The sequence below is a fragment of the Xylanibacter brevis ATCC 19188 genome, assembly GCF_000621725.1.
Lineage (GTDB): Bacteria > Bacteroidota > Bacteroidia > Bacteroidales > Bacteroidaceae > Prevotella > Prevotella brevis.
Genome location: NZ_JHXM01000003.1, coordinates 185,405 through 199,962, shown reverse-complemented (window position 1 = coordinate 199,962; position 14,558 = coordinate 185,405). Strand labels below are relative to the sequence as shown.

The window sequence follows — 14,558 nt, the reverse complement described above, 5'->3', positions numbered from 1 at the left end:
ATACCTATGCGATACATCATCACCATCATCTCCGTGCTACTAGCGTCGATGGGCTGGGCGGGCAACTACCGTTTTCAGCATGTTGACAGCAAGAGCGGACTGCCCCATCAGCAGGTGGAGGCCCTGGCGCAGGATGCCAAGGGCTACATGTGGATAGGCACCCGCAACGGCCTGGCACGCTATGATGGTTATGACATTCGCACCTATTATCACACCTCTCAGCCCCATACGCTGAGTCATAACTTTGTGCATGGCTTGCACGTGGACCGAAAGAATCGCCTGTGGATTACCACCGAGAACGGCATCAGCCGCTATCGTCCCGATTCCGATGACTTCTACAACTATGCCGTTGGCAAGGGCCTTTTCTGGTCTATCACAGAGACCAAGCAGGGCGACATCTTCTTTGGTGGTAACACGCTGTGCCGCTACGACGAGCAGCAAGACTCCATGATCACCATCCCTACGATGATTGCCGACTTCGTCAACTCGCTGGCCGTGGACCACAACGACAATCTCTATGTGGCAACCAATAGCTCCATCTTTAGCTACGACCGCTCGTTGACTAACTTCTCGTTGTTGCCGCAAACCTACTATCAGGACTTCATGAAGGGCGCCCACGTCATCGTACCCCTGCAGTTCGACTCGCAGGGACGGCTGTGGATTGGTCGCAATGGTCAGGGCGCTATGCGTATCGACCTGAAGAGTGGCGCCACCAAGGTCTATCCAGCCGAGGTACTGTCCAGCGGCATCGTGCGTTGCATCACCGAGGACAACCGTCATCGCATCTGGTTGGGCACGGAGAAGGGTGTTAGCATTATCCATCCCAATGGCGAGATAGAGACACTCAGCCACCAGTTGTCTGATGCCAACTCGCTGAGCGATAATGCAATCTATACCATTTTCTGTGATAAGGAGTCGAACATCTGGCTGGGCTCCTACTTCGGAGGTGTGGACTATCTGCAGAACGACAACGACCAGATACTGCTGTTCAAGCCCGGCCTGCAGCCCAATCAGTTGAAAGCACGTGTGCCCCGCACCATCATCGAGACCACACCAGGCATCTTTTGGATTGCCACCGAGGATGGCGGCATCAACATCTACGACCAAGCCGCCAACCAGTTCTCAGTCTTTGCCGGTCTGCCCGCCAAGGCCAACAACGTGCACGGCCTCTATTATGATGCCGAGACTGCCGACATCTGGATAGGTACCCGCTTTGACGGCCTCTACCGCTATAACCTCAGAACCAAAGCCATCAAGCACTATTTCCGTTCTAATGGTCTGCCCTCTGAGGCCTGTTTCAGCATTGCCAAGCAGAAAAACGGTCGCATCTGGGTGGCTACGATGGAAGGACTCCGCTACTATGATGCCCAGAAAGACGAATTCCTCGTCACCGGTACCAAGGATCTGGACGAGACCTTCATCTATTCGCTTCACATAGACCGTCACGACAACCTGTGGGTCAGCGTCATCAACCATGGCATCTTCCGCGTGGATGGTCAGCGTGGCACGGTGAGCAGCATCAAGACCTCTGACGGCAAAGGACTGAAAGACAACTATATCATCTGTCTGTATCAAGACACGAATGGCACGCTGTGGATTGGCAACAACAACAACGGCCTGCAGTTTATGACCCCTGACGGCAAGATACACTCCATCGAGAGCGATATCCTGTCGCAGTGCACCATCTGCAGCATCGAGGAAGATAAGAGCGGACACCTCTGGATCAGTACCAGTAGGGGCCTGTTCAGCTATAGTCCTAAGACCGAAGCCATTGTACGCTTCTCGGCCGAGTCGAACGGTCTGCCGTCTAACCAGTTTAACTTCGCCTCCTCGTTGAAGGCCGCCGACGGCCGTATGTTCTTCGGCACCATCAATGGTCTCATTGCTTTCTATCCGAAAGATATCAAGGAAAAGACCGGTCCTTTCTATGTTCACCTGAAGCGACTCACCATCAACGATGAGGAAATCAATAGCCTTAGCGAGGACTCTCCATTGACGCAAGAACTCGATGAAACCGCCAAAATTGAACTTTCTTACTCGCAGGCACACTCGTTTAGCATCGATTATAGCGTCATCATGCCAGGCAACACCTCGACCATCAACTATCAGGTGTGGCTCGAGGGCATAGACCGCACGTGGCGCAACGTGGGCACCGAGCGTCGCTTCTCGGGCTACAACCTGCCGCCGGGCACCTACACCCTGCACGTCCGAGCCAACAATAGCAACCGCGGTTGGGAGAACTGTCCGGAGAAGGTGATCACCATCGTGGTGGCCCCACCGTTCTACCGCTCCACCTGGGCCTATCTGTTCTATCTGCTTGTGTTTTTCGTGCTTGTAGCACTGACTCAGCGCCTGTTCAAGGTGCGCATGCAGGAGCGCAACGCCGTGCGCATTGCCAACATGGAAAAAGAGAAGCTTGAAGAACTTGACAAGGCTAAGTTTGACTTCTTCACCACCGTCTCGCACGAGCTGAAGACCCCGTTGTCGCTCATCATTGCTCCGCTGAAGAGCATGGCCAAAGAGACCATGAGCGAGGAGTCGCGCAACCATGTGAACATGATTATCAAGAATGCCAACAAGATGGAAGAGCTCATTGGCGAGCTGGTGACCTTCAATAAGATAGAGACAGACCATTTCTCGTTCTATCTGCAGAAAGGCAACCCGCTGGAATTTATCGAGCTGGGCATGGCCAACTTCTACGTGGCTTGTAATGAGAAAGGCATCAACCTGAGCGTCAGCACAGAGAACAATGGTGAGGAGGTGTGGTTCTCGCCCTCTTATGTAGAGCGCATCCTGAACAACCTGGTCTCTAACGCCATCAAGTTCACCCCACAGGGCGGTAACATCACGGTCAACGCCTGCATCACCGTCAAGAAAGACAGTCCATACACTTACCTCTGTTTCCAAGTGAAAGACACCGGCATTGGCATTGTCAAGGAAGAACTGGAGAACATCTTCACCCGTTTCTATCAGACCAAGCGCGGTTTCAATACCAACAACAGCGGTTGGGGCATTGGCCTGTCGCTGGTGAAACGACTGGTTGATCTGCATAAAGGCGAGATACAAGTGGACAGCACCGTAGGGCAGGGCAGCACCTTTACCGTCTGGATGAACGTGTCGGCCAATGCCTTCCCCGAAAAGAGCCTGATTACCGACGATAAGGTGATCAAGCCCATCGACCAGTATAAGTTTGCCCAGCCGGCCATCGTCGCCCCCACAGATAGCGTGCCGCTGGAACAGCATGAAGACAACGACCGCATGTCGATCATGATTGTCGATGACAATGCCGACCTGCTGCAGTTCCTGCGCGACTATTTCTCAAAGGATTATCATGTGATCACCGCCACCAATGGTAAGGAGGCGCTCCAGCTGGCACACGAGCAGCAGGTGCAGCTGGTCATCTCAGACGTGATGATGCCCGAGATGGACGGCATCGAGCTGTGTCGCACGCTGAAGGCCGACATGCAAACCTCCCATATCCCCGTCATCCTGCTCACAGCCAAGAGCGAGAGCAACGATGTGCTCGAGGGCTATCAGAGCGGTGCCGAGGCCTACGTCTCGAAACCCTTCGACCCCGACATCCTGCAGTTGCAGGTCAGCAATATCATGCAGCTGGTGGAGAAGCGCCAGAAGGAGATTGTAGATGCCGACAGTGCCGACATCGATGCCACCGACACGCTGGGCGAGCTCGACAAAGCCTTTGTGCAGAAAATGGCCGAGATTGTTGAGGCCAACCTGGCCAACAGCGACTTCTCGATTACCGACATCACCGAGGCGCTGGGCGTCAGTCGTAGTCTGCTGCACATCAAGATGAAGAACATCCTCAACATGTCCATGGGCGACTACATCCGCAAGAAGCGACTCGACAAAGCCTGTCAGATGTTGCAGAATGGCTATAACGTCTCCGAGACAGCCTACAGCACCGGCTTCTCAGATCCCAGCTACTTCTCGAAGACGTTCAAGAAACATGTGGGCATGAGTCCTACAGACTACTGTAGCAAGAAAAGTTAGAGTGAAATTCATTTTTACCTGAAATCTAAACAATATTACATATCAAATTCACCCTTTAGCTGTACATTTGCAGCGTTAAACCTAATTAATGGGAGTATATTACTACCTAACAATAATTATATGGAACAAAGAACATTTTCATGGAAAACTGTGCTGATGATGCTCTTCTTCATCCCTCTCGGGTTGCAGGCTCAGAGCGTGAAAGGCACGGTAACCGATGCTGAGACCAACGAACCACTGATTGGTGTCAGCGTCAAGTCGATTGACGGCAAGGGAATGGCAGTGACCGATTTCGATGGTAACTACTCTATCCAGGCCGGCAAGAACGAACGTCTGCAGTTTAGCTACATTGGCTATCTGTTGAAGACGGTGCCCGTGGGCAATAAATCAACCATCGATGTGGCCTTGTCGCCCGATGTTCAAACCCTGAACGATGTCGTGGTGATTGGTTACGGAACGCAGAAAAAGGCCGATTTGACCGGTGCCGTAGGCGTGGTCGATATGAAAGAGGCCGCCAAGACTGCTGCCACCAATATCTACGAGATGCTGCAAGGCCAGGTGCCAGGTATCTCTGTCTCTACCACCAGTCAGCCTGGTGTGATGAGTAAGGTGCAGATTCGTGGCGTCGGCTCGTTCAACACCGTTGGTCCTCTTTACGTCATCGACGGTATGATTGCCAACGATGCCAACCACCTCAACCCCAACGAAATTGAAACCATGCAGGTGCTGAAGGATGCTTCGGCGGCTGCCATTTATGGTGCTCGCGGTGCCAATGGTGTGATTTTAATCACCACCAAGCGCGGTAAGAAGGGCGAGCCCTCACTCGATGTGACCGCTACCTGGAGTGTTTCAGACATGCCGAAGAAGATAGACATGATGTCGGCCACCGACTTCATGAAATATAATGAACAGGCGTATATCAACGCCGGTGAGCAGTGGCCCGCCCATTACTATGCCGAGGACATGGTTGGAAAGTATATCCCCTCTACCGACTGGCAGAAGGCTAAGTTCCAGACAGGTTTCACACAGGACTATAACGTGATGTACCGTCAGGGTTCTGACAATGTCAACATGGCCATCGGTGGTGGTTATATGGATCAGACAGGTGTGATTGACGGACCTGACTATCGTCGTTTCACCGCTCGTATCAACAGCGATGCCACCTATGGCATCCTGAAGATTGGCGAGAACCTGACCTTCCAGCACACCATTCACCACGAGACCACCGGCGGCGGCTTCTGGAATGCCCTGTCGATGCCTTCAGTGATTCCCGTTCGCGACCCGAACGAGGGTTCTGGTCGTGGCGGCTACGGTTATGGTGGCACCAACTTCCTGACCTACACCTCGAACCCCGTGGGCGAGCAGGAACGCTATCAGGACCTGAGCATCAACAACCGTGCGCTGGGTAACGTCTATGCCGAGCTGAGCCTCTTCAAGCACTTTACCTATAAGATTAACTTTGGTATCGATGCATGGTTCGGTCGCCATAAGAACTTCGACTACGGCTATACGCTGCGCCTGAACTCGGTTGAAACGCATTTCACCAATGCCCTCTACGACAACCGCGACCAGCGTATCACTACCATTCTGGAGAACACGCTGACCTACCAGAACACCTTTGGCAAGCACAACCTCACCGTCTTGGCAGGTCACACCGCAGAGGATGTGAACTGGCACTGGCTCGAGGCCGTCGGCTACGACCAGAAGGTGCCCGGACTCGTTGAGATCGACCTGGCTGGCGAACAGCACAGCATGTCGGGCTCTGAGCAGCAGCGCCGTCAGTTGTCTTACCTCGGTCGTATTGACTATAACTACGATGGCAAATATCTGGCTCAGTTCAACTTCCGTTCGGACGGTAGCTCTAAGTTCGGTCCTAACAACCGTCGTGGTTACTTCCCCTCATTCTCGTTCGGATGGCGTGTTTCTGAAGAGAAATTCTTCGAACCACTGAAGCAGACCATCAACAACCTGAAAGTGCGTGCCAGCTGGGGTAAGGTGGGCGACATGCAGTCGCTGGGCAACTATGCCTATATTCCCAGCATCGACCATAGCGGTCCTTACGAGGGCTTCTACGCCATCTTCGGTCCTTCAAAGAACGAGACCGTGCTGAACGGTGCCACCCAGAGTGCCATGGTCAACGTGAACCTGGGTTGGGAGACGAAGACCACTACCAACATCGGTCTTGACTTCAATATGTTCAACAACCGCCTCTTCGGTACCTTCGAGTGGTTCACCGCTAAATCTACCGACCTGCTTCTGAACAAGCCACAGTCGTGGGCCACTGGCGTAGGTTCTATCTGGACCAACTTCGGCGAGATGCGTAACTCTGGTATCGAGCTGACCTTAGGTTGGCGCGACAAGGCCGGTGAGCTAGACTATAGCGTCAGCGCCAACGTATCGACCGTACGCAACGAGGTGCTCCGCATGGGTGAGTCTTACGTGATGGATGCTTACACCCGTACAGAGGTGGGCCGCTCTATCAGCGACTTCTATCTGATTCCTTTCGCAGGCATCTTCCAGTCAATGGACGAGGTTTACGACCACACCACCACACTGGCCGACGGAACCATCAAGGTGATTCAGCCCGATGCTAAGCCTGGTGACGTGCGCTACGTGGATGTCAACGGCGATGGTGTCATCGATACCAACGACCGCACATGGAGCGGCAGCCCACTGCCTAAGTTCGAGCTGGGTCTGAATGTCAGCCTGGCCTACAAGAACTTCGACTTCAACATGTTCTGGGCAGGTAAGTTTGGCAACAAGATCTACAACGAGCTGCGCAAGAACCTGCTCAACTTCAACGTCGATAATATTCCTGCCGATGCTGCACCCTGGACTTGGGACAATCCTTCTACGGAGTATCCCCGCATGCTGGCAGGTACCACATCTAACAATATCGGTTATTGCGACCGCTTCCTTGAGAATGGCTCTTATTTCCGCCTGAAGAACCTGCAGCTGGGCTACACCCTGCCTGCTTCGCTCACGCAGAAAGCTTATATCCGCAAGGTGCGTGCCTATATCAGTGGCACCAACCTGCTGACCATTACCAAGTACAAGGGTTACGATCCTGACATCATTTGTAATAATGTCTATTCTCAGGGCATTGACAACGGACAGTATCCTTCTAGCCGACAGGTGAACTTCGGCTTGCAAGTTACATTCTAATAATAAGAAAGGAGCAATAACATGAAAAAGATTATAGCAAATACAATGATTGCGGCATCGCTGCTCACTGGAATGACTGCTTGCAGCGACGACTGGCTCTCACTGAGCGATCCTAACCTGGAGACTGCCGACACCTTCTGGCAGACCAGCGAACAGTTTAACGAAGGACTCACCGCTGCCTATTCTACATGGCGCCGTCCCGGCTACTTCAGCCGTTGGTTCCAGGTGCTCACCGTGCTGCGCGGCGACGAGGGCTGGAGCAACAGTCCTAACCCTGAGTTCATCGGCGATGCCAACTTCGTGATGTCTTCATACAACTACGACAGCAACGAGGGATTGAACCTGCCCTGGCAGGCTATGTACAACAGCTTGTACTATGTGAACCAGGTCATCGACAATATGAACGACCACGGTTACAACCTCTTCGAGAAGTCCGAGGCCGACAAGATTCTGGGTCAGGGTTACTTCATCCGTGCCGTTGCCTTCTGGTCTATCGCTGGTATCTATGGCAGTGGTCCTATCCAGACCAGCTCTGTGGGCAATGGTCCTATCGGCACACAGGAAGAGCTCTATAAACAAGCTCTTGACGACTTCACCAAGGCTGCCGAGTTGCTGCCCACCACTTGGCCCGCTGCCGAGGCCGGTCGTGCCACCAAGGGTGGCGCACTGGGCATGATGGCACGTATGAACATGCAGTTGGCTGGCATGAAGTGCCACCGTCCTTGGGATGCTGCCAACCAGGATCCCGCTGCTGCCAAGGCCTACTGGCAGGCTGCCAAGAAGAATATCGAGGACATCTTTGAACTGGGTATCTATGATCTGGTGCCCAACTGGATGGATAACTTCACCGAGGCCAACGAGAATAACAAGGAGTCACTCTTCGAGATTAACTTTAAGGAGGGTACCGTCAATGGTAAGGAAGTGGGCAACCAGCGTCCGAAGTTCCTGGGCCTCTATGCCGGTGCATCATCGGGCCTCTCTTGGGACGACGGTTCTGCACGCTCATGGCTGCTCGACGAGTTCGACAAGGAGCGCGATAAGGATGGCAACATCGATATGCGTAAGTTCCATACCTTGTTCTATAAGGATGTCAATGAACCTCAGACCGTGACCGCCATCTACTATGGTAAGACCTGGGACGAGTGGAACAGCGTAGAGCCTTTCGCAAAGTCATGCTACTGGAAGAAATATACCAGTGTGGAGAACGATCCTAGCGCTCAGGGTGAAGGCTATGTGACAGGTGTTAATATCCGTATTCTTCGCTTGGCCGACGTTTATCTGATGTATGCCGAGGTGCTCAACGAACTGGATGGCGATCGTGCCCTGGCCGTAGAATATATTAATAAGGTGCGCCGTCGTGTCAATATGAAGGACCTTTCAGCTAGTGACTACACCACCTACGACACACTGCTCGAGCAAATCAAGCATGAGCGCTTGGTAGAGCTCTGCGGTGAGTGCACACGCTGGTTCGACCTGGACCGCTGGGGCGACATCCACGATCAGGAGAAGATTAACAAGCTCGCCGAGCGCGATGCCGACTTCCAGACCTACCGATTGGGTATCAGTCACCTGTGGTGCATCCCCAACCATGAGATCAACAACTGGGAGGGATTGAAACAGAATCCTGGCTATTAAGAATTATGAATTAATTATTAAGAGTGAACAATTATGAAGAATATCATTAAATATATAGCTGCTGTTGCCTGCATGGGCGCTCTTGTTCCTGCCGGCATGACCAGTTGCACCGACATGGGAGGCGATGGTGTGGACTCCGTGATTTGGAACGGTAGTCAGAACCCCGACAACACCAGCTTCCACAACCCAGTCATCGAACCATCGGTCGAGGCAGGAACAGTGGTTAAGGGTGCTAGCACGTTTGTTGCCATCTCAAGCACCACTCAGTGGGCCAAGGGCCTCACAAACTATTGTCCCACCTTGACCACTACCAACTTGATGAACTGGACCGTGGCCAACGATGCTTTCGAGAAAACAGCCATTCCATCGTGGAACGACAGTCGTGTGAACTCACTGTCTATCGACTATGCAAAGACGATAAAGATTTGTTTCTGGATGTTCTACACGTTGGAAGGTGGTGATGGTATTGGTTATGCTTTCTCAACTTCTGGACAGGGACCATATACAGATAAAGGCGTGCTGCTGACAGCTGCTGATGCAGGGGCAACCACAATTAAGAATCCATTCTTTATTGTAGCTGCTACAAACTATTACCTGTGCTACACAACTGAGAATGGTACCTATATTCAGAAGATTACCTTGAAAGGAGCTAAGGCTGATGCTGCCAGTGCAGCGCTTTCTGGAACCCGTACGCTCATTGGTAATGCTAATATGGACGATGTGGCAATCTTCAGAAAGAGCTCAAGCGAACTTTATTTGATGTTCACAGTGAAGAATGGTGCTAATACGGAAATCCGTTATGCTCGTGCTGGTAGCTTCACTGGGCCATATCTTGATAAGAGTGGCAATGATGTCGCTACAACCAGCAATGGAGAATTGCTTATTGAAGGTGGTGATGTTATGATTAATCCAGAGAATCCTATGCGTGCTTTCATGAATTCAGATCAGACTCACGTCTATGTGGCTTATAATGCTACAGAGGCGGGAACTGCTCAGATGAAGAGTGGATTTGCGCGCAAACCAATGCTTATTACTCCTATTGAATTAGGCGATGACGGCTGGTTCAAAAGCAGTGTAAAAGCACAAAAGGGATGGACTTCCCCACGTTACGAATAACAATAATAATCACGAGAGACGGAGCGCAGGCGTGAGCGTCTGCACTCCCAATCTCAAATACTAACTTAAACAACAAAACATTATGAAGAAATTATTTACATTAATGGCTGCTGCCGGTTTGGCACTGAGCGTGAATGCACAAAAGCAGATTTCTGTTGCCAGCGTGGACAAAGACATCAGTATTGACTATGCCAGTGGATGTGAGATTGATCTCAATAATGACGGTTTGAAAGAAGTCATTGTTGGCGGATGGACACGTGGCGAAGCACCAGGCATGATTGTTCTTGATGCTGACCAAAATGAGATAGAAACGCAAAATCAAGCATGGATTATTTCTTGGAATGGAAGTGCGTATGAGAAAAAGGAATTTATCAGCCCTGTTGGTATGCGTGGACAGATAGTTCCTGCAGATTTCAATGGTGACGGAAATATTGATGTTACGATTGGAGGAGAAGGCTATGATTTCTTTTCTGTCTATCTGAATGATGGAAATGGTAAATTTACTGCAGATCCTAATTTTGCCGTAAAGAATACCGATGGTGAGGTTATTGGATGGTATCCTCGTTCTGTCGATGTTGCTGACTTTAATCTTGATGGTCTGCCCGATATTGTAACTATCGGTTGGAGTGGTGTTGGTGGTGTCCGTCAGCCCAATTGTGGCGTTCTTATTAATAATGGAGATGGAACCTTTACTGCACGTGCTACGGATTTGATAGGTAATGGTGATATGATTTATGAGTTTGCTCTTTCCACTATCAAAGCTTATGATTTGAATAATGATGGTTATGCAGATTTCCTTCTTCAAGGTAATGTGGATAATCAAGGACGACCTTTTGATCGTACCTTTATTGCTTATTTGAATCTTGGTGTGGATACAGATCCTGCAGATGTCGTGTCTTTCTATGATATGGGGCTAACAGACATCACACATAACTACGGTAATGGTAATATTCTTGTTGCAGACTTCAATAATGATGGTACACCTGATGTTTTTGTTACTGGTGAAGATCCTACCAGTGCGTCAGGTCTTGGATTCCATAATGAATGGGATTACATTCCTATGATGATGTATGGAAAGATTAAGCAGACCACTGATGGTAATGAGCTATCCTATAGTGAATACATGCAGATGCCATTGCGCCGAACTAATACAAAGATTTTGAGCTCTACTAATGTAGGTATGCGTGCAATCGACTATAACGGTAATGGCTATTATGATCTGTTTTGGATGGGTTGGTGTGATCCGATGCCTGACAATACTGAATGCACGCAAGCTGGCTGGTTCCTTCCTGGTGGCGAGAATGGTTTCACCTCTTACCAGCGTATTCCTGGCGCATCTGAGCAAGCAGTTCTATTCCTTGACTATGGCAATGAGGGTTCTTTGAACTATATGATGACGGGTTATCATGCTGATGCTACTTACTTCACTAAGGCAACAGAGGCCAATCCAAATCCAGAATTCCCCATGGGACGTACCGCTGTCTTCACCAAGAATCCTTGGGAAAAGGCTGCACGTCCTGCTGCTCCTACAGCTCCCCAGGCAGAGGTTAACGACAATACTGTAACACTGTCATGGACTCCTGCTGCTACTGCTCAGAAGAACGTTACCTATGAGTACTTCATCAAGGACGCTAACGGTAAGATCTACAATGGTGCTACCTCATTCATTGGCGGCGACAAGGACGGTGTGCGCAAGGTGCTCCGCGAGGGTAATGCCTTCATGAACACCAAGCTGACCCTGAACAATATCCCTGCTGGCGAATATACATGGGGTGTTCAGACCGTTGCTGCCGACCTGCAGGGTTCTACCTTTGCTACTGGCACATTCACTGTTGCCAAGCAGGCGGATGGTATCAGCAATATGAACCAGAAGGCAGCTGTTGCCAACATCTTTACCATCGACGGTAAGCGTGTGGCTGCTGCCCAGAAGGGTCTCAACATCGTGAAGATGTCTAATGGCGAGGTTCGCAAAGTCATGAAGTAATTATTTTCAAATAAGAGTTAGGGTGGGAGAGCGTCTCCCACTTTAACTCTTTTTCTACAAAACAATATAAACCGAACTAATATGAAGAAACTATTGCTGTCAGTCATGATGATGATGGTGCTGGGCGCAGCTTCAGCAGCGGCACAGACTGTCATCCCCGTAAAAGTAGATCAATATCCACCGCTGAAAGCCGTTGCCGAGACGGTCACTGTAGATGTCTCGCAAGGTGCCATCACCGTGGGTAGCGACGTCAGCGTGGAAGGTGGCGACGGCTCCTACACTTATCTCTGGACCAATGCTGCCGGACAGCAGGTGGGCAACCAGAAGACTTACGAGATTAATCATTGGGGTAACTATTATCTAAAGGTGACCGATGGTCATGGCTGTCAGGTCAGCGTGATGTTCACTGCTACCGACCCAGCAGGCATAGCTGCCACCGATATTCAGGATGTACAACAAATCAAGCTCTTCGACTTGAAGGGCCGTCTGGTTAAGAATACTCGTTCAATCACAACATATACCGATGGACTCCAGAATGGCACTTATGTGCTTTGTCGTATCTATGCCGATGGCACCGAGTCTGTCCAGAAAATCACTGTTAAAAAGTAACTCATGATGAAGACAAATAAATCCCTCCTCATATCTCTTCTTGCCCTGCTCGTAAGCATGGGCATTCAGGCTCAGCGCACCATCACCAGTTATGCACGTAGTGGCGTGAAGACTACACTTAGTCTGGCATGGAACACCGACAACTATGGCACCATCCAGTGGCAGCAGTCTGCCGATCAGGGAAAGACGTGGACCAACATCAGTGGCGCTACCAGTCGTGAGTACGTGGTGACACCTTCGGCCGACACCTATCTGCGTGTGGTGGTCAGTGGCGATGAGGCTTGCGAACCGCTTACCGAGACCCACATCATCAAGGTGTTCACCTTCAGTGTGAGCCTTACACAGAAATTGAGTCATGAGGCAACCTTTGAGGTGAACAACCTGACAATCGATCCATCGGCCGTAGCCGAATATGGCTTCTGCTATAATTATAGTGGTGTGAACCGCAACTATCGCAGCATGCAGCACGTGGCTGTAGGCACACAGTTGCCTGGTGAATCGTTTGAGGCTACTTGTCCAGGCTTGTTGCCCAACAAAACTTATAGCATCCGTTTTTATATCAAGACCGCGGACGGCTCGTTCGTTTATGGTCCAGGCAAGCTGGTGACGACACTCCCAGGACTGGAGTGGAACAGTGAGGATTGGGTCATCATGAAGAACATGCTTCAGCCAACTTTCATGCTCTCTGGTTATGTGGGTGCCAAGCCGACGATGAAGTTTGAGTACGGCACGGATAAAAACGATATGAAGACGGCTACTATATTAACGGCCAATGCAGATGCGCATAAGTATAAGTCAATTCTCTTGAGAAATTTGCAGCCTGGCACCACCTATTACTTGCGTGTCACTGCCGATGTGGATGGCGACGAGCAGGTCATTGAGAAGACAGTTCGCACCCTGACCGACTATAGCACCTACGAGGTTGACCAGACGGTCAAGCCAGCCGCCCACCGCATTTCGTGGAACGACCGTAAGACGGCTATCCAGCTGAACCCCTCAGACATTCAGGCCGAGTATCCCCGCATGCTGCGCGTCAGCAAAGACACGCTCATCCTGACCTATCATGGTGGCGATGGTACTGGCAGCGTGGACCACTGGCACGACATCTATATCCATCACTCTTACGACAATGGTAAGACATGGACTGCCCCCGAGAAGATTCTCGACAAGACCAAGACATGGCTGTCTCACGGTTGGTTTCGCTTCACGAATGCCGACATGGTGAAGCTGCAGAACGGCTGGATCCTGATGACGTGGTCATCGAATGCCAATCCCGAGACCAACGACAACTGTCAGGTGCTGGTCATGATCTCAAAAGACGGCGGCGAAACCTGGGGCGACCCCATCACGGTGCTGCGTGGTCGTGTGTGGGAACCACAGATTGTGCAGTTGCCCGGCGGCGAACTGGAACTGCTCGTGTCAAGCGAGAAACAATGGTGGGGCACTGGCGGCAATCTCAATCAGGAAATCGTGGTGTCGCGCTCTACCGACAATGGCGAGACATGGACCGCACAAAAGCGTGCCAGCTATAACCCCGGCAAGCGCGATGGTATGCCTGTGCAGGTGATGCTGCAGGGCAACAAGGGTATCCTGTTTAGCTACGAGAGCATTGGCAGTGGCAACAACCCATCTATCTCTTGGCGTCCGCTCGACGGCGAGTGGGATAGTGCCGACTGGGACGAGCAGCTCGACGATCGTCGTTGGGTGGCAGAGCCCATCCGTGGCGGATGTGCCCCCTATGCCTTGCAGTTGGAAACCGGCGAGGTGGTTGTGATGGGACACCTGGATCAGAATGGCGATGTGTGGCAGACCAACCGTCTGAAGGTTTGTGTGGGCGACAATACCGGTCACAACTTCAAGTACACCACCATTCCTTTCTCGTCGCTGCCACGTGGTGAGGGTGCCTATTATGGTTCGCTGTTCCAGAAGGATAGCGACACCATCTGGTTGCTCTACTCTCACAGCTATTACAATGGCTCTACCTGTACCAAGAACACGGTGGAGCTGCTCGAAGGCAAGATCGTTGCAATTCAATAAT

General features: G+C 51.2%; 7 protein-coding genes. All 7 read left to right on the top strand.

Annotated elements, in window-relative coordinates:
• The first annotated feature begins 6 nt into the window (after nucleotides 1–6).
• The 7 genes from T433_RS0102720 to T433_RS0102690 all read left to right on the top strand — a co-directional run bounded on the left by T433_RS0102720 (nucleotide 7) and on the right by T433_RS0102690 (nucleotide 14,557).
• Nucleotides 7–4,011: a hybrid sensor histidine kinase/response regulator transcription factor gene (locus T433_RS0102720; protein ID WP_044109093.1), complete on the top strand. Its 4,005-nt coding sequence runs from the start codon at nucleotides 7–9 to the stop codon at nucleotides 4,009–4,011.
• Nucleotides 4,012–4,131: 120 nt separating this feature from the next.
• Complete coding sequence (locus T433_RS0102715) at nucleotides 4,132–7,176, top strand: SusC/RagA family TonB-linked outer membrane protein (RefSeq protein ID WP_027454756.1); 3,045 nt, start codon at nucleotides 4,132–4,134, stop codon at nucleotides 7,174–7,176.
• Nucleotides 7,177–7,197: 21 nt separating this feature from the next.
• Nucleotides 7,198–8,811 (top strand): RagB/SusD family nutrient uptake outer membrane protein, encoded by a 1,614-nt coding sequence (locus tag T433_RS0102710; protein ID WP_027454755.1) that lies wholly within the window; start codon nucleotides 7,198–7,200, stop codon nucleotides 8,809–8,811.
• A gap of 33 nt (nucleotides 8,812–8,844) precedes the next feature.
• A complete protein-coding gene (locus T433_RS0102705) occupies nucleotides 8,845–9,927 on the top strand; it encodes a family 43 glycosylhydrolase (protein WP_248616462.1) in 1,083 nt (360 codons plus the stop codon).
• A gap of 82 nt (nucleotides 9,928–10,009) precedes the next feature.
• Nucleotides 10,010–11,911: an FG-GAP repeat domain-containing protein gene (locus T433_RS0102700; RefSeq protein ID WP_044109091.1), complete on the top strand. Its 1,902-nt coding sequence runs from the start codon at nucleotides 10,010–10,012 to the stop codon at nucleotides 11,909–11,911.
• A gap of 81 nt (nucleotides 11,912–11,992) precedes the next feature.
• Complete coding sequence (locus tag T433_RS0102695; protein ID WP_027454752.1) at nucleotides 11,993–12,520, top strand: T9SS type A sorting domain-containing protein; 528 nt, start codon at nucleotides 11,993–11,995, stop codon at nucleotides 12,518–12,520.
• A 3-nt stretch (nucleotides 12,521–12,523) separates the two neighbouring features.
• Nucleotides 12,524–14,557, top strand: coding sequence for a sialidase family protein (locus tag T433_RS0102690; protein WP_248616461.1), 2,034 nt, complete (start codon nucleotides 12,524–12,526; stop codon nucleotides 14,555–14,557).
• Nucleotide 14,558: the final 1 nt, after the last annotated feature.